This window comes from Spirosoma sp. (assembly GCF_026391055.1).
Classification (GTDB): Bacteria; Bacteroidota; Bacteroidia; order Cytophagales; family Spirosomataceae; genus Spirosoma.
The window spans coordinates 223,761-240,501 of sequence record NZ_JAPLET010000009.1; the positions used below are offsets into that span (position 1 = coordinate 223,761).

General features: G+C 49.9%; 13 protein-coding genes. 5 read left to right on the forward strand and 8 right to left on the reverse strand.

The window, feature by feature from the left end; translation table 11 throughout:
- Positions 1 to 75: 75 nt before the first annotated feature.
- On the forward strand, positions 76 to 648 hold the full coding sequence (gene def, locus NT073_RS01810) for a peptide deformylase (protein WP_012929894.1): 573 nt from the start codon (positions 76 to 78) through the stop codon (positions 646 to 648).
- A gap of 99 nt (positions 649 to 747) precedes the next feature.
- A complete protein-coding gene (locus NT073_RS01815) occupies positions 748 to 1,548 on the forward strand; it encodes an amidohydrolase (RefSeq protein WP_297367893.1) in 801 nt (266 codons plus the stop codon).
- Here the strand turns inward: NT073_RS01815 and NT073_RS01820 are convergent.
- Positions 1,483 to 2,244: an HAD family hydrolase gene (locus NT073_RS01820; protein ID WP_297367901.1), complete on the reverse strand. Its 762-nt coding sequence runs from the start codon at positions 2,242 to 2,244 to the stop codon at positions 1,483 to 1,485. The genes NT073_RS01815 and NT073_RS01820 overlap by 66 nt on opposite strands.
- Before the next feature lie 152 nt (positions 2,245 to 2,396).
- Here NT073_RS01820 and NT073_RS01825 point away from each other — a divergent pair, with 152 nt between their 5' ends.
- Positions 2,397 to 3,908: a DUF4301 family protein gene (locus tag NT073_RS01825; RefSeq protein ID WP_297367906.1), complete on the forward strand. Its 1,512-nt coding sequence runs from the start codon at positions 2,397 to 2,399 to the stop codon at positions 3,906 to 3,908.
- Positions 3,909 to 4,035: 127 nt separating this feature from the next.
- Here the strand turns inward: NT073_RS01825 and NT073_RS01830 are convergent, their stop codons facing one another.
- The 6 genes from NT073_RS01830 to crcB all read right to left on the reverse strand — a co-directional run bounded on the left by NT073_RS01830 (position 4,036) and on the right by crcB (position 13,471).
- Complete coding sequence (locus NT073_RS01830; RefSeq protein WP_297367908.1) at positions 4,036 to 4,521, reverse strand: Rrf2 family transcriptional regulator; 486 nt, start codon at positions 4,519 to 4,521, stop codon at positions 4,036 to 4,038.
- 415 nt (positions 4,522 to 4,936) lie between these two features.
- Complete coding sequence (locus NT073_RS01835; protein ID WP_297367911.1) at positions 4,937 to 6,616, reverse strand: IPT/TIG domain-containing protein; 1,680 nt, start codon at positions 6,614 to 6,616, stop codon at positions 4,937 to 4,939.
- 52 nt (positions 6,617 to 6,668) lie between these two features.
- Positions 6,669 to 9,557: a TonB-dependent receptor gene (locus NT073_RS01840; RefSeq protein WP_297367913.1), complete on the reverse strand. Its 2,889-nt coding sequence runs from the start codon at positions 9,555 to 9,557 to the stop codon at positions 6,669 to 6,671.
- A gap of 455 nt (positions 9,558 to 10,012) precedes the next feature.
- The gene (locus NT073_RS01845) at positions 10,013 to 11,236 is read right to left on the reverse strand and encodes a GAF domain-containing sensor histidine kinase (protein ID WP_297367917.1); all 1,224 of its coding nucleotides are present in this window, start codon (positions 11,234 to 11,236) and stop codon (positions 10,013 to 10,015) included.
- A 394-nt stretch (positions 11,237 to 11,630) separates the two neighbouring features.
- The gene (locus NT073_RS01850; protein ID WP_297367920.1) at positions 11,631 to 13,049 is read right to left on the reverse strand and encodes a M14 family zinc carboxypeptidase; all 1,419 of its coding nucleotides are present in this window, start codon (positions 13,047 to 13,049) and stop codon (positions 11,631 to 11,633) included.
- Between the two features lie 29 nt (positions 13,050 to 13,078).
- Complete coding sequence (gene crcB, locus NT073_RS01855; protein WP_297367922.1) at positions 13,079 to 13,471, reverse strand: fluoride efflux transporter CrcB; 393 nt, start codon at positions 13,469 to 13,471, stop codon at positions 13,079 to 13,081.
- A gap of 161 nt (positions 13,472 to 13,632) precedes the next feature.
- Here crcB and NT073_RS01860 point away from each other — a divergent pair, with 161 nt between their 5' ends.
- Positions 13,633 to 14,937, forward strand: coding sequence for an APC family permease (locus NT073_RS01860; RefSeq protein ID WP_297367925.1), 1,305 nt, complete (start codon positions 13,633 to 13,635; stop codon positions 14,935 to 14,937).
- A gap of 67 nt (positions 14,938 to 15,004) precedes the next feature.
- A complete protein-coding gene (locus tag NT073_RS01865) occupies positions 15,005 to 15,403 on the forward strand; it encodes a PEGA domain-containing protein (protein WP_297367928.1) in 399 nt (132 codons plus the stop codon).
- A gap of 64 nt (positions 15,404 to 15,467) precedes the next feature.
- On the opposite strand, the gene NT073_RS01870 is transcribed toward NT073_RS01865, so the two are convergent.
- Positions 15,468 to 16,730: a D-alanyl-D-alanine carboxypeptidase gene (locus tag NT073_RS01870; RefSeq protein WP_297367931.1), complete on the reverse strand. Its 1,263-nt coding sequence runs from the start codon at positions 16,728 to 16,730 to the stop codon at positions 15,468 to 15,470.
- Positions 16,731 to 16,741 lie beyond the last annotated feature (11 nt).

Below are 16,741 nucleotides of genomic sequence, written 5' to 3' on the forward strand. Positions count from 1 at the left end.
ATAATGTAAAATGGATAATGATTAGCAGACATTGTCCCTTAGCCATTTTACATTATTCATTGTTCATAAAAGATTATGATTCTCCCAATTATTGCCTACGGCGACCCGGTATTGCGGAAGCGGGCCAAAGATATTGAACCCGGTAGCCTCGACGTCAAAACGTTGAGTCAAAACATGTTCGAAACGATGTATGCGGCATCGGGCATCGGCCTGGCTGCTCCGCAAATCGGGCAGAGTGTACGGATGTTTGTGGTCGATGGTGAGCCGCTGAACGAAGATGAGCCGGAAGAAGACATCGACCAAAGCCTGGTTGGCTTTAAGAAGGTGTTTATCAACCCGGAAATCATTGAAGAAGCCGGCGACGATTGGGGCTTCGAAGAAGGTTGCCTGAGCATACCCGGTATTCGGGGCGAAGTGTTCCGCCCCGAAATTATCGTGATCCGCTACTTCGATGTCGACTGGAACGAGCACGAAGAAGAATACGATGGCATGGCCGCCCGGATTATCCAGCATGAATACGATCACCTCGACGGCAAGCTGTTTACCGACTACCTTCCCTCCCTTCGCCGGACGCTCATTAAGAAAAAGTTGTCCGATATTTCGAAAGGAAAAACAGACGCGGAGTATAAGATGAAATTCCCCAAGTGAAGGTAATTCGTGGAATGAGTGTAGTGGTTTAGTGAGAAAAGCCTTCTAATATAACCGCACTTACTCCACCATGTTTACTTACTTCACCAATCGACCCGCATGAACATTACCCTCCTCCAAACCAACCTGTACTGGCACGACCCGGTGGCGAACCGCGCCATGCTGGAGGAGCGTATCTTTAACTTATATGAACCAACGGATTTAATTGTGCTGCCCGAAATGTTCACGACAGGATTCACGATGGAGGCCCGCGCGGTAGCCGAACCCATGAATCTGACGACGTTTCGATGGATGAAGCAGATGGCCGCCCAAACGGGGGCAGTAGTGACCGGCAGCTACGTAGTTAAAGAGAATGGTAGTTTCTTCAACCGGCTCATCTGGATGCAGCCCGATGGGCAGTTCGATACCTACGACAAACGCCACCTGTTTCGGATGGCGGGCGAAGACACCGTTTACAAAGCCGGTGCCCAACGAATTGTGAAAGAATGGAAAGGCTGGCGTATCTGCCCGCTTATCTGCTACGACCTACGTTTTCCCGTATGGAGCCGCAATGTCCCCGTACCGACGGACTTTAGCCCATCTACTGACTTCAACTACGACCTGTTGCTGTATGTAGCCAACTGGCCAGCCGCCCGCCGAAACCCCTGGAACACGCTTCTGCAAGCCCGTGCCATCGAAAACCTAAGTTATGTTGTCGGCGTCAACCGGGTCGGGCAGGACGGAAATGGGCATCCATACAGCGGTGACTCGGCCGTTATCGACTTCAAAGGTGAAGTACTATTCAGGGAAACAGACGTTGAAACGGTTCACCAGCAAACGCTTTCGCTGGACGAATTACGCGCTTTCCGAGCCAAATTTCCGGCCAATCTCGATGCCGATTCGTTTACGCTGCGTCTTTAACTGTTTCGAGTAATTCCAGCAATTCCCTCGCATTACCCTCGCATTATTCAGCGTCGTAAATGACTTCCCGACCAGTTGTTCGTCGGCCACCTGCTCATGCGCCCACACCGTTGCGTACGGAATATGGATGGCCCGCGCCCCAATATGAACCACCGGCAAGATGTCCGATTTCAGAGAGTTTCCAATCATCAGAAAATCAGCAGGCTGGACGTTGTATTTCTGCAAGATCCGCTGATAGGTCTGTTCGTTTTTCTCGCTTACAATTTCGACATGCTTAAAATAATGCCCCAAGCCCGAGCGGGCAATCTTACTCTCCTGATCAAACAGATCGCCTTTGGTCAGCACCATCAGATCAAAATGTTTGGACAACGTTTCCAGCACCTCGGCCACCCCGTCCAGCAGTTCGATTGGGCAATCCAGTAACTTCCGTCCGGTGTCGATGATCTGCTGAATCTCCGACCCTGTAATAGCCCCGTTGGTGAGTTCGATGGCCGTTTCAATCATAGAGAGCATAAAGCTCTTGGCTCCGTAACCAAATACAGTCAGGTTTCGAATTTGAGCGTCATAAAACCGTGTCGAAAGCGTCTCTTCATCAACATGATGCGAGAGCATTTCGCACAGCTTTTCTTTCACATCCACATAATTTGGTTCATTAACCCACAGGGTATCGTCGGCATCAAAAGCGATTAGTTTCATGGACGTCTTGCTTAATGAGTAAGAGCAACAAAGATAGCAGGTCATCAGAATCTTATTTAGTTACGCCACCGTTGCATTAATTTGATTTGCGTACCATTCGGTAATTCCCCAATTTGCTCCCCGTTCTAAACGCAATTATTACCGTTAACCCTATGCAGTTCACAGAGCAGGATCAGGACCAGATATTGGTTCAGGGTGTTTCACTCGACCAGATTGATCAGCAGATAAATTACTTCGTTCACGGCTTTCCTTACCTCCATGTCATCAAGGCCGCAACCATAGGCGATGGCATCATTCGTATCGACGAGAACCAGTTGCCCACTTATATTCACCGATTTGACGAAGCGGCTCACGAGCGTACGCTGGTGAAATTTGTTCCGGCATCGGGTGCAGCAACCCGGATGTTTAAATCGCTGTTCGCAGCACTGGATGGCAAGTTCGACAAATCGGTCGATGAGGTGTTTGCCCGCCTGACGGATTTTGCCTTTTATGAAGATCTGAAAGCGGCTATGGCGGCTCAAGGGCAGGATTTGGATAAAGCCGTTACTGAGAATGATCGGACAACCGTCCTGAAATTCATACTAACCGACGAAGGGCTTGACTATGGCAGCCTGCCGAAGGGCCTGTTGAAGTTTCATAACTATGCCGATGGTGCCCGGACACCCGTAGAAGAACATCTGGTTGAAGGCGCGGCCTATGCCAACTCCGATGGCCTGGTGAAAATCCACTTTACCGTTTCGCCCGAACACCGCAGCCGGTTTGAGCAACTGATCGAAGAGCAAAAAGTCGATTACGAAGCCTGGCTTGGCGTGACATTCGACATCAGCTTCTCGGAACAAAAGAAATCGACCGATACCATTTCGGTTAATACGGACAACTCACCGTTCCGCAACGGGGATGGCTCGTTGTTATTCCGCCCGGCGGGTCACGGCGCACTGATCGAAAACCTGAATGACATCGACGCCGACATCGTCTTCATCAAAAACATCGACAATGTAGTGCCCGATGAAATTAAGGAGCCAACCATTACTTACAAAAAAGTACTGGCGGCAGTGTTACTCGATGCCCAGCAGCAGATTGCCCGTTTGCAGAGCTTATTGAACGCCGACGAGGTGAGTGATGGCTACCTGGCCGAAGCCGATGAGTTTCTGCAACGTAGCCTGTATACGTTACCGCCAGCCGGGTACAGCGAGCTGTCGAGAGCAGAGCAGCTAGATTACCTGCGCCGGAAATTAGACCGACCGGTTCGGGCTTGTGGCATGGTTAAAAACGTTGGCGAGCCGGGTGGCGGACCTTTCTGGGCGAAAAATCAGGATGGGTCTGTATCGCTGCAAGTGGTTGAATCGGCCCAGATTGATTTAACCGACGCCGGGCAGAAAGCTATTTTCGACGAAGCAACGCACTTCAACCCTGTTGATCTGGTGTGTGGTTTGAAAGATTCCGCTGGAAAAAAATATGACCTCCCCGCCTACCGCGACCCCCTTACGGGATTCATTACGGCCAAATCGAAAGACGGGAAAGACCTGAAGGCGCAGGAGTTGCCGGGCCTGTGGAACGGCGCGATGGCCGACTGGAACACGATTTTCGTTGAAGTGCCGCTCATTACGTTCAATCCAGTCAAAACGGTGAACGACCTGTTACGGAAAGAGCACCAGCCTTCGTAGTTGGAATAAACCTTGACACCAATAAGTTATAAACTTCTGGTTGATAAGGTGTAAAGTAATACGTGGTAGGTAATAAGGGTCTGTTTTACCAGAGGCTTACTACTTACCACGTATCACGTTGTCGAGCTTATGCCGACATCCGGTTGACGGGTGCTTCGGCTAGTTCAGCGCCGATAGCCACTTCTTTTGTTTCAATTAACCCCAGGTTTTGAAACGACAGCAGGGTCGTATTCTCATAAACCCCTAAGTTCGCATCCCGAACACGTTCCATGATGGGTCGGAGCGCACAGGTCACTTCGTCGTTACAGTCGTCGCATTTGACGTAGAAATTAAACGACACGCAGGGGGTTGGCGCAATCGGGCCATCAATAACCCGTAGTACCTGCGCCAGATTTACCCGACCCGGGTCTACACGAAGCAAATAACCACCACCTTTTCCCTTTTGGCTCTGCAGGATTCCGTGGTTTCGCAATTCAAGAAGAATAGCCTCTAAAAACTTTTTAGGGATGTTCTCCTTCGCAGAAATGTAGGAGATTAGTACGGGGCCTTTGCCGTACTCTTCAGTCAAAACCTTGAGGGCTTTGATGGCATACTTCGCTTTCTTAGAAATCATTGTTACGGTGATTATTGGGTTGTGGAAATGACTTATGTTCATTTCCCGAACTGGCTTTTGACCAGAACAATTATGCAAATTAATAAGTCCTTAATTATCAGTCAAAAAGTCAACGATATTATACAAAAGAAAATAGTAGCGTTTTGTCCCATCAACTACTCTTCCGTAACGTTTGATTAAATCTATTGCCAAACATGGTAAAGCGGCCTAAAAGTTCATGGATTTAGTTGGGTATTAGACTTATAAGGATACTATAAGTAACATTTATTTTTATTAACAGCTGATTATAGGCCTTTTAATCCATGTAATTTATTTTAATAATTATATTATACGGTACACTCTACATTAAAAAAAGCCAGAGCAAAGCTCCGGCTTTTTATTGCGACACCAATATAAAAATTATTAACTTATTTATTTACTTATCATAATTGGCATTCTGCGGATCGAAGTTGGCCCAGCCTTTGGTCCAGTCACTTGTTCCGAACGCTCCTATAAACGTTTCTTTCGTGAAGAAGGCATCGGCTCCTTTGCCATCCCAAACAGCACCCGTTAACAGGGGCGAACCAGCTTGTGGCAGGAAGTTGGGAGCCGTCAGGTTGAAGCTGGCTGGGTTAAGTAACAAGGCCGCTACACCTGTGCTTGGAATGACCTGATTTTTAAAAGCTGCTGTGTTGAAGAAGGCCAAAGCCTGATCATTCGTGATGGCTCCGGCACCTCGCACCGGCGTAGTCATGTTGGCCAGCACGATACCGCGCAGCTGTAATGCACCACTGGTTGCATTATCCAGCGTGCCGGTTGTACCCGTTGGCGCATCCAGACGAAGTCCTTCCGGATAACCCACCATCAACGAATTGAAGATACTAAGCGAGGTATTCCGGCGGAGGTGCATGGCCGACTGATACGCGCCACTGCCTTTCGACGACGGTGCGTTCGACGGTGCACCGCTAAAGGCAAAGTTGCTCATGTTGGCAAACACCCCGGCTGTCAACGGTAAACCGGCATTAGCTCCCGTAGCGGGTAAGCCAGGGTTAAAGTTGTCCGACTCAAAGCCGTTCGATGCCGATTGGTCGGCGACTTCGGGATCGCGGAGGGCAAGACCATACTGTACTTTACCTGACCAGCCCCAATCCGTATCCCAATCGTCATCCCAGCCCCGGAAGGCAATCAGGTATTTGGCATTCACCGTACCACCGAACCATTCGTACGAATCGTCACCGCTGTACGACACCTGAATATGATCCAGTGTGGTGCCATTGCCTACGCCGTATAACGACAGTCCATTGATTTCACTGTTGGCCAGCAGCGCAATACCGCCAAACTCAATACGCACATATTGCATTACACCCGAGTTATCGGCCACATCAGAGTAAGAACCAACGGTACCGGGCAGCCCGCCCTCAAAACCCGTTGCACTGGGTTGGTTGACCGGCGCTTTTCCGAAGATCACAACACCACCCCAGTCACCATAATTACGCGAGCCAGCCGCTTTACTGGAGGTAAATACGATGGGCGCACTGGCCGTACCAACCGCGTTGATCTTGGCGCCGGGCAGAATAATCAGCGTTGCCCCCTGCTGTTTCCCCGCAGGGTCAACATCCTTACCACCACCCTTGATGATTGTGCCGGGTTCAATGGTGAGGGTAGCCGGTGCTTTTACCTGTACAAATCCCCGCATGTAGTATATGTTACCCGCCGTCCATCGGGTATCGGTCGTAATATCGCCCGATACTTCCACGACAGGCTTATTTCCCAATTGAAACGCCGTTGTACTGGTTACCGTGGCTCCACCCGATGTAACAGCGATGGGCGTACCGGCACCGGCGGGTACAACAACGGTTAAGGAACTTGTCGAAGCCCCCGTTACCGTAGCCGGAACACCACCAAACGTAACGGTATTGCTGGCGGGAGTCGCATTGAAGGCTGTACCGGTGATCACAACGGTTGAACCAACCGGTGCCGACGAGGGCGAGAAACTTGTAATGCTGAGAACCGGAGCCGGTGTATCCTCATTTTTACAGGACATCACCACCACAAACAGGCCAAGTACCAACGCCACTAACACGGAGGTTCGACGGCGTAATTGAGAAACGTGCATAGACATTGTGTTTTGTTAATCAGGTATTATCTAGGTTGTATTCGTATTCAGACTAAGGAATAACCGTCCGGCGGCCAAACGTATAGATGGCACTGACGGTGTAGTAGCTCCCCCGCTTGAACTTGCGAAGCATCTGATCGGCACCCGCCGTTTGAGAGGTTACATCACTCCCGATTTTGCCGTCCCGGTTAAAATCCTGCGCGAACCGTACATACTGGTTCAGAAGATCTTGCACACCGAATCGCAATTCGAGTTTTTTATTGAATTGTTTGGTCAGGTTAAGGTCGATCACATTCCGGGGCATTTCGTAAACCGTTGGGTTCTGGCTGTTGCCCACCGTGAAGATCCGCTGACCGAAAACGTTGTATAATACGTTCCACTGCCAGCCTGAATTGGGTGCGGCATAATAAACACCCGCGTTGATGAGGTAAGGCGACTGCCCGGCGAGTGCCCGTTTGGTATCGGCAATATTCCGAATGTCGTACTGCTGAATGGTGCCGCTCAGGTCGGGGGCCGTTACGATATCGCCCACATTCACCTGGCTCTTGATGAGCGATACGTTACCTACTACCGACAGGTTTTGCAGGAACGCACTGGCCGAATTCTGGAAACCTTTACGGAACTCCAGTTCTACGCCATAATTCTGCGCCGACTGGGCATTGGTGAACGTATAAGCGAGGCCATTACCCTGGAACAACAGATACGATTCAATCGGGTTTGTGAAGTGTTTGTAGAAACCCGTCACCGAAACCAGTTCGTTGGGACTTGGATAAAACTCCCATTTGGCATCGAGGTTCTGAATCTTCGCCGTCGTGAGGGTCGTGTTACCCTGAATATCAGCAAGCAGGTTGAAGTCGTAGTAATTGAACGGGGCCAGTTCCCGGAACTCTGGCCGGTTTACCGACGAGGAGTAAGCAAAGCGAAGGTTTGTACGGTCGCTCAGTTTGTACGTAAAGTTGACCGATGGCAGCGGGCTGAAAATTTTGTTAGTTACTAGTCGGGTGTCCACACCATTCAGTTTGGATGTGATACCCTGGTCGTTGTACTCACCCCGGAAACCCAGCGTCAGGTTTGCTCTTGGTCCGAAATATATATCACCACTTACATAACCGGCCAAATAGGTGTTCATGCCTTTGTAAGCATCGCGGTCGCGGGTACCATCCAGCATGGAGAAGCTTCCTTCCGAACCCGTTACATTTTCTGGTGCAAATGCAGTAGCGATATCGCGTTGTTTAGCGGCCGATGCACTACCAACGGCCTGGTAACCGTAGAAATGGGCGGCATAGTCGCGGTTCTTCTGTTCGGCATAAACGCCGAACCGGATTTTATTTGGCTCACGGTCTGTGGGATTACCAAAGGTATGCTCACCGTTGGCAATGGCCGAAATTACATATTCGTGTAATTTAGAATTGAACCGGCCCACTTCGGTTGGCGTAGGGTCGTTTGGCGTAGCAATCAGGAATGGTGCAGGTTGGCCATCAGTGCCGGTTGTACCGGTTGGGCGCAGGTAGCGAGCCCGTTTCCAGTCTGGCTCCCAGCGACCGGTGTAGCCAAAGCTACCCACCCAATTGATTTTGGTAAGCGGGCTAATGTTATGTTCACCCGCCAGTTGCGTTGTCAGAATGCTCCGGTTTTCAAAACGTTCCGAAAAGCTACGAACGTCATATCCTTCGGCCACCTGCGCACCTGTACGAACAACAGTTTCGGTGGTACTCAACTGATTAAATAACGTTTTCCATTCCAGCGTAAAGCCGGGCGAGAACCGGGCCGACCAGTTATGAAGAATTCCAAGGCGGGTCTGGCGAGCGTAGTTGGCGTCGTTATACTGTTGGGTAATGGCGTTGGCAATGGTTCCGTTATCGTACAGCTTAAGATCGATATTCGAAAACTGATTCGTCATCGAATAGTTAATACTCGTCAGATTGCTCACCCGTACATCGCCTATGTCGAATCGGCGGCCCAGGTTCAGGGCAAAGCGAATATCAGGCGATAAGTTCAGGTCTTTCAACGCCCAGGTATTCGGCAACAGTCTGGCATAAGCTGCCCGCTGTAAGGGGTTCAGCGCGTTGAAATCAGCCGATCGGGCCGGGAAGCTGGTTGGAATCTGCTGGCTGGCATCCCAAAGGCCTAGTGCGTTTAAGCCGGAACGGGTTTGTGATTGTACAGTCTGGAAGGTGGTGTTACCCCGGTAGCCGAGGGTTAACCCGGCATCCATGAAGTTCTGGTCGGGACGGCGCTTTGTATATATTTTGACAATACCACCGGCAAAATCACCGGGCAGATCAGCCGATCCTGATTTATAGACGATCATCCGGTCGATGATGTTGCTGGGCACCAGATCAAAAGAGAACGAACGGGTATCGACTTCGGTAGAAGGCGTAATGACATCGTTGATCAGTACCGAATTATAACGGGCCGCTAATCCACGAATCAGGACGAAGCGATTGTCGACGATACTAACGCCCGGCACCCGACGAATGGCCGCTGCGGCATCACGATCCTGCGATTTCTGGATCTGCTGCGCCGAAATACCAACGGCAATGGGCTTTAACTGCTTAATTTCGGTGATAACGGCAATTTCGGTGTTAGTCGCCTTATTGGCCCGGACAACCACTTCCTGAAGAGAGGTTCCTTCTTCATCCAGTTCTGTATCAATAGCGGTAGTATTTCCCGACTCGACCCGAACATTAGGAATCTCCCGGGTTTTGTAGGAGACGTACGAAATAACGATCTTATGTGTACCAGCTGGAACGTTGGCCAGATTAAAGTGCCCTTCAATGTCGGTAGTCCCCCCAATCTGGGTGCCGTCTACGCGGACGGTACAGCCTATAAGAGATTCTTTTGTTTTTCCGTCTTTAACGGTTCCCTGAACTGTACCCGTCTGGGCAAATACAGCTGTAGATAGTAGGGAGAAAAGTACAAGTAATAGATTGCGGTTCATTTTTAGTTTTGGTATCGCTTTTAAGCGCTGCAAAACTACCCGCCTAGTATTACCTCAATATTACACGAATATTAACTTTTGGGAGCTTGTTAATAACACAACCAATTGATAACCAAACTTATGCCCAAAGCATAATTAAGTACTTTTCCATAAAGGCAGCCCTATATCCTCCATACATAATTTTGAAAAAACTGTTTTTCATTTATTTTAATTTTGACCCATAAAAGCCTGCAACAATAAGACGTTCCACTTTTAGTCTATATACGTGATTATTTTTGGCTGTAAAGTCAAAAGGACCAAAGCGCAATAACCGTTTAAGAGTCAACTGCTTAGATAGAAAATTGGCCGAGCAAAGACACATTGAGTCTTTACCCGGCCAACCCGGTGTCTTAATATTGACTTAACAGAACGTAGTAGGCCAAACGTAAATTTTACCCGCTCAACAGTTCAGCCTTTCAACTTGATTTTCGTTGTATCAGGCTTACCTCAAAACAAGTGCCGGCACCAGGGGTCGAAGTAACCGTGATCTGCCCGTTCAGTGTATCCACAAGATGTTTGACCAGAGGAAGTCCAAAGCCATAACCAGCCTCTCCGGCAGTTCCATTGCTCGAACGGCCCTGCCCGTTGAGTATTTCGGTTAATTTTTCGCTCGTCATACCAACACCCGAATCCTGAACAGTGAGACTAAGAACGTTGTGTGAGCCTTCAAGTTTCAATCCGGTATTGATCTGTACCGACCCATCTTCCGGCGTAAACTTGATGGCATTGGAAATCAGATTCCCCACAATCTGTACAACTTTATTCCGTGAAAAGGGAATTAACTCTGTTGAAGCCTCTGTCGAGACGGAGAAGTGAATTCCTTTGGCGAGTGCCTGCGGCCCATACAACTTTTCCAGACCGGCTTTTAATTTTGCCTGATGGAAGACCTCTATTTTATGAGATGTTTCGTTTTCGTGCTTCCACTTATCATCGTTGACCAGAATTTCATCTGCCAGTTCGAGCAGTGATTTACTGCTCATTTGAATCATCTGAATAAAATCCAGTATCTCTTTGAGTTTAAAACTGTCTCCCCCGTTGGTAACGAGTTGAGCCATGCTGATAATGCCGCCTAAAGGGCCCCGAATGTCGTGCGCTGCTCGTTTTCGGGATTCGTTAAGCTCAGATGCCTGCCGCTTTAAATACTGAATTTCCCGAATTGCGTTCAGTCGGCTAACGACCTCAGCCGCTATTATTCGTAGCAGTTCGACTTTCTCCGGATCAAGCTCCTTTATGTTTGTATCGAGTACGCAGAGCGCGCCAAGGTGGTGCCCGTTGCTCGATTTTAAGGGAATACCAAAGTAATACCGTAAATGAGGATCGTCGGCTACATAAAATTGCTCTGAAAAACGGCTGTCGAGCCGTAAGTCTTTGACTTCAAAACTGTCGGGCTCCAGAATGGTATACTGGCAAACGGAGTTTTCACGAGGCATGGAATCCAGATCCAGCCCATGATTGGTAACTGTCCACTGCGTATAAGAATCTATGAGATTGATCAGGGAGATTTCCGTCCCAGTTACTTTGGCAGCCAGCCTGGTGAGGTCTTTAAATTTGTCTTTAAGCCCGGAATAATCCAGATCAAGATCAGCCAGATCAACGAGTCGTTGAAATTCGTTTTCAGGAACTACGTAGTTAGTTTTCATTCTTTGTAAAGAAGTACAGTACGGTTTTAATTATATTCTTTATATATACCTTAAGTAGCGGTAAATATATTAGTAAGAATAATAATTACACTACAAGGGCCTGTTATTTAACCTATTATTTATATAGAATTTATATCGTCACTAATTTGAGGTTTCCCGGACTAGCCTAAAATTAGGTTTATCAATGAAGCACAATGGCTTGTTTGTGTTCCAAGATGGATTTACCCGCGCCGGAAAAAGAAAAAAGCCAGCGCAACGCGCTGGCCTTTCCGGCGACACCAATATAAGAATTTTACTTACCGCTTTTGGACGGCTATCAATGCAGTAAAGGTAACCGCTCCGTGTTATACGAATATTATGGCACGATTACGCTAACATTATATATGACCCCAGCTTAGTCAACTACTCCATTTTGTGGGCTGCTGATTCCTTCGCGTTTTTGTTGCCAGAACCCATTGACGAAGATGTATTGGATTTGCTTTCCCTTCATCAATAGAAAAGTCGGAATCTGCTCCAGTTGGAGCGGTTGCGCCGGAGCATCTCCTTCATGCAACAGATGCACCGCTTGCTTAGGCTGCCCCGCTCCGTCAGCCTGTTTTATCCTGAACAGCACAGTCCCATCGCGCCGAAGGGCAGGTAAGTCGATTTTATCCAGATCGGCAGCCGAGTTGAGCACATCCGAATACGTTTTCGCCGGAACGAGCGTCAGGCCAGTGGCGTCGATTTCATCCAGTCCATAAAAGGTCGACAAATCGCCAAGGTCGTCGATGCTGCTCTTGTACTGAAACGATCTGGCATCCTTGTCGTTGACTTCACTATAGTTGATACCCACGTCAACTAATACGTTTTTTCCGTCGCGCACGACCGTCGCGTTACGAATGAGCACGTCGAACAGCGCACGACCATTTTCGGGAATAGCCTGATACTCGGCGATGCCTTCCTGCCGATACGACCCATCAGCAATGGACTTAAGCGCCGATAGGATAGCGACGAAATTAAGCCGCCGAATCGTCATCTTTTCCGAGTCACCTTTAAACCCGCCCGATTCGATCAAGATCAGCGTTGTGCCCCATTTCTGGATGTTATCCCCGAACGCCCTAGGCTCAAACTCATCGTCGTAACGCGCCACCTGCCCCGGTATAAACTGCTGTAAAACGCGGTTCATGCCCGTAATGAGCTGCATAGACCGCTGGCGTACATCGTTGATATTCCGATCCTCGTCGTAGGCCGTGGCCAGAAACGACACCACTGCCTGCTTGCCGGTTTTGCCGACGCTGTAGCGGGGATTCTGATCGTGCAGGTTAAAACCGACAAGTGGCTTGAGCGTTTGCTGCATCTGTTTCAGCAAAGCCCCTTCCGGCGTTTGCAGCCGCAGGGCGTCGCGGTTCATATCAATGTCCGTAGCCGTCCGGCGCTGGAAACGCTCGGCCCCGTCGGGGTTTAGCATAGGTACAAAATGCAGACTCGTTTTGTCCAGAATGGTCTGCCGAAAGGCGTCGAAGCCGTCATTTTTGGCCTGAAGGAAATTAAATATGTCAAATAGTGCCATGGTGGCCGTAGCTTCATCGCCGTGCATCTGACTCCAGAGCAATACCTTTGTTGTGCCCGTGCCGGCCTTCACCTGATAAATGGCCCGCTTCTCCAGCGACTCGCCTACCTGGCTAACTGACAGCGGTTGGCCAAGCGCCTGCAGAACGGGAAGTATATCGGCATGTTTGAACCGCCGGTGAGTGAAGGCCTTTTCTTTGTATGTATCGTGGGCGTCGTGCAGCCGACGGGCTTCTTCCTGGGCGAGCGAATGCGTTGAAATCATTAGAAATAGAGGGAGAAAGAGGGGTAGCTTCATGCTGTTTTTTGTCCAAGCCATAGCCCGCCAACCGAAGCCAGTAAACATAGGGTTACATTAAGACTTATATTAATCAGTGCGGCTACCGGCCGGTTACTTTGCAGGAGTGCGACGGTATCGTTACTGAAACTGGAGAACGTGCTGAGTCCTCCACAAAAGCCGACTCCTAGCAACAGCCGCAGGTCGTCGCCTGCAGCCCGGCTCAGCACCCACCCCATCACCGCACCCAGTACAAAACTGGCCACTACATTAACGATCAGAATCGGTATGGGAAAAGACGTACCCAGGAGCGTAGCCGGAATGAGCCTGCCAGTAGCGTATCGGAGGAGACTCCCAGCCCCACCGCCTACAAAAACCAGTATGTACGGATGCATCAGTAGAGATTTCATGTAGTGGCGGTTCGACGGTCGGCATTACAGAACCAAAAACCAAACTTACAAAAAACGGCAACGCTGAGTGGTGCAGCAGCCATTAGAATCGCACATAGGCCGTTTTTTTCGCTATCATTGTGAAATACCCCAGTCCGAAACGTTGCCCTTACTGCCCGACTATGGCCCAAAATCAACTTAAAAAATTATTAGGCGTCGGTTTCGGCGTGGCCGTTACGATTGGCGGCACTATTGGCACCGGCATTTTGCGGAAGCCCGGTCCGATTGCCCAGGACATTGGCAACCCGGTTTTGATCATTGCCGTCTGGCTGATTGTTGGTGTGTATGCACTGGCGGGGTCGCTCTCGGTTATGGAACTGGGGACCATGCTGCCTAAAGCCGGTGGCTGGTATGTGTATGCCCGGCGGGCATTTGGCAATTACGCGGGCTTTATAATTGGTATCAGCAGCTGGCTCGGCAGCGTGTCGGCTATGGCCTTCGGGGCGGCCGTTATGAGCGAATACATCAGCCTGATGGCCCCTTCTATGGTTGACTATCAGAAAATTATTGCCATCAGTATTCTGGCTGCTTTTGTGGCGTTTCACTCGATTGGCGTACGGCTGGCGAGCCGGGCACAGGAAGTCATGAGCGTACTGAAGGGCGTGGGTCTGCTGGTGTTTGTTGTCGTTTGCTTCGTTGTTAAACCCGACCAGCCGGTAGCTTCCACTTCCGAAATTATCCGACCACTGGCCGAAGGGGGCGTTTGGCTGGGTGTGCTGGCAGCTTTGCAGGCGGTTTTTTATACCTACGATGGCTGGCACACAGCGGCTTATTTCACCGAAGAAGACGTTGATCCCAGCCGGAACCTGCCCCGCTCCATGATTAGCGGGGTGTTGCTGATTATCGGCATTTACGTGCTGGTGAACCTGGCCCTGCTTTATGTGTTGCCTGTTTCAGCGCTGGCGGGCACTAAACTACCAGCAGCCGATGCCGTGCAGGTGCTGTTCGGGCCGGGTAGTGCGCAGGTTGTTACGTTTCTGCTGATGATTTCCATTATGGGGATCATCAACGCCCAGATCATGTTTAACCCCCGCGTTATTTTCGCGATGGGCCGCGACGGACTCTTTTTTCGATTCGTAACCCAGGTCAATTCGGGCGGTACTCCATTAAACGCTACGCTGCTGACAGCGGGTGCATCGATCCTGATGATTCTGACCAACACCTACAGCAAACTCTCGGATATTGCCACCTTCTTTTTTGTACTCTGTTACGCATCGGCTTTTGCGGCCCTGATTCGCCTGCGCCAGACCGAACCGGAACTAGCCCGGCCCGTCCATGCCTGGGGGTACCCCTTTTCAACCTGGACACTGCTCCTTGCCTCGCTGGCTTTTCTGTTTGGCGTGGTTATCGGCGATTTTTCCAGCAGTATGTATGCACTCGGCTTTATTGCGGTAAGCTACCCAGTGTATTTGTTCATAAAAAAATAACTATAACATGTTTGTATGTAAATATTTTGCTGGTTTATTTGTAAAAACTAATCTTAATAAATACATTATGAACCCTAGTTCTACGCTAAAGCACCTTTTCATTGTTACAGCAGCCATCAGCTTACTCAGTCTGCAAAGCTGTGCTACTATTTTTACCGGTACAAAAGACACCATTCACTTCGAGAGCCAGCCGTCGGGCGCTAAAGTTCAGATTCAGGGTCTCGACGTTGGGCGCACACCCGTCGATGTACCCGTAACGCGCAGTATTGCAGCCCGAACGGTAACTATGGCCCTCGATGGCTACCACCCGCGTACGTTCGATCTAACCAAAGAATTTAACGCCGTAAGCGTCCTGAATCTGTTCGGTATTCTGGGCTGGGGCATCGACGTGGCCACCGGTGCCGTCATGAAGTACGACCAAAAAGCGTATTCGATGGAACTGGAAAAGAAGAAAGAGACGAATTAGGCTTATTCTTAGCAAAATGTGCGAAGAACAACTACTCTAATCACCGCTTTCAACTAATTACTAGTCAAAACCGCTCGTGGATTTCCTTGAGCAGTTCGGCCGTTCGACGGCGCATTTCGCTGACAGTCTGGGAAAAGTTGTTATGCATGATGCTGAAATAAAGCAGCCTGTTCCGCTTTGTCAGTACATAACCGCTTAAGTTATACACGCCGGTCATTGAACCGGACTTAGCGAATACGTAGGGTTTACCACTCATATCAAGGCTTTTTAGCGTTCCCGACTGCCCGGCGGCTGGCAATAGAGCAAATAACCGCTGTTGCGGTACTCTGGCATAAATCCGACCAAGTAAGTCGATCAGCACATTGGGCGTAAAGAGGTTATATCGTGACAAACCCGAACCATCGACCCAGCGGGCTGAACCCTTGAACATGGTCGTATGCTGAAGACTGTCGGTGGCTCGGTGCAACTCAGCCATTGGATTGAGTGGACCCGTGCTGTGTTCGGCGGAGGCCATGAACAGAACTTGCTCCGCAAATTGATTATCGCTCACGTAAAGCATCCGTTTGTAGAGCGAATCGGTCGGCGAACCCCGCAACAGCCGAGCGTCCGCTTCTATGGGCATGTTCACAACGCCCACCGCCCGATGGAGCGTATCGGCCAGCAACTGAGCGGCCAATTCGCCCGACCATCGAAAGGGCACATCCTGCCGTTTGACGTTGTCATTGGCCGGACGCACAAACTGGTTTTCAAATTCACTTCGATGCACGCCACTCGGCGCATCGGCCACCATGCGGGTACTGTCGGTGAACCGGGCGGGGCTAGTTTTCCCGGAAGCAAACCGAACCACGTTACCGTAAATAGGAAGCGGAGCTAGTTCGGCCGAGTAATCGTCGTTATAATCGTCCCAGGCCCAGCCTGGCCCGAAACGGGGTCCGGTGTAGTTAGCCGGTGAGAAAAAAAGCCGCTCTGGCCGACTCCTTAGAAAAGCCAGGGCCATGGTGTCCGGCAAATCGGGGTGCAGGAGTAACGGGTTGCCCGTTCCCCAGAAAATTACTGAATCGTTCCGGATGATGTACCGAAGGGCGGGTAATGAGTCGTGCAGCGAGAGCAGACCCGCATAAAAGCTGAAAAGTTTGGTATTCGACGCGGGCGTAAACGGTTTATCCGCATTATGCTGAATCAACGCCCGTTTCTGACTGGGGTCATACAGGGCCACCCCCGTAAAATGATCGGTATAGGTTGGGTTACTCCGTAACTCACGGCTCATTCGCCGGGCAGGCGAACAGGCAATGACCGTTAGCGAAAAAAGGAGCAAGATTGGTTTCATACTTGTCTGAG

What these genes read in the sequence shown, in the direction of transcription:
- NT073_RS01840 (WP_297367913.1), bottom strand. Translation starts at nt 9,557, where the DNA reads ATGAACCGCAATCTATTACTTGTACTTTTCTCCCTACTATCTACAGCT.
- NT073_RS01870 (WP_297367931.1), bottom strand. Translation starts at nt 16,730, where the DNA reads ATGAAACCAATCTTGCTCCTTTTTTCGCTAACGGTCATTGCCTGTTCG.
- def (WP_012929894.1), top strand. Translation starts at nt 76, where the DNA reads ATGATTCTCCCAATTATTGCCTACGGCGACCCGGTATTGCGGAAGCGG.
- NT073_RS01820 (WP_297367901.1), bottom strand. Translation starts at nt 2,244, where the DNA reads ATGAAACTAATCGCTTTTGATGCCGACGATACCCTGTGGGTTAATGAA.
- crcB (WP_297367922.1), bottom strand. Translation starts at nt 13,471, where the DNA reads ATGAAATCTCTACTGATGCATCCGTACATACTGGTTTTTGTAGGCGGT.
- NT073_RS01865 (WP_297367928.1), top strand. Translation starts at nt 15,005, where the DNA reads ATGAACCCTAGTTCTACGCTAAAGCACCTTTTCATTGTTACAGCAGCC.
- NT073_RS01845 (WP_297367917.1), bottom strand. Translation starts at nt 11,236, where the DNA reads ATGAAAACTAACTACGTAGTTCCTGAAAACGAATTTCAACGACTCGTT.
- NT073_RS01850 (WP_297367920.1), bottom strand. Translation starts at nt 13,049, where the DNA reads ATGATTTCAACGCATTCGCTCGCCCAGGAAGAAGCCCGTCGGCTGCAC.
- NT073_RS01860 (WP_297367925.1), top strand. Translation starts at nt 13,633, where the DNA reads ATGGCCCAAAATCAACTTAAAAAATTATTAGGCGTCGGTTTCGGCGTG.
- NT073_RS01835 (WP_297367911.1), bottom strand. Translation starts at nt 6,616, where the DNA reads ATGCACGTTTCTCAATTACGCCGTCGAACCTCCGTGTTAGTGGCGTTG.
- NT073_RS01825 (WP_297367906.1), top strand. Translation starts at nt 2,397, where the DNA reads ATGCAGTTCACAGAGCAGGATCAGGACCAGATATTGGTTCAGGGTGTT.
- NT073_RS01830 (WP_297367908.1), bottom strand. Translation starts at nt 4,521, where the DNA reads ATGATTTCTAAGAAAGCGAAGTATGCCATCAAAGCCCTCAAGGTTTTG.
- NT073_RS01815 (WP_297367893.1), top strand. Translation starts at nt 748, where the DNA reads ATGAACATTACCCTCCTCCAAACCAACCTGTACTGGCACGACCCGGTG.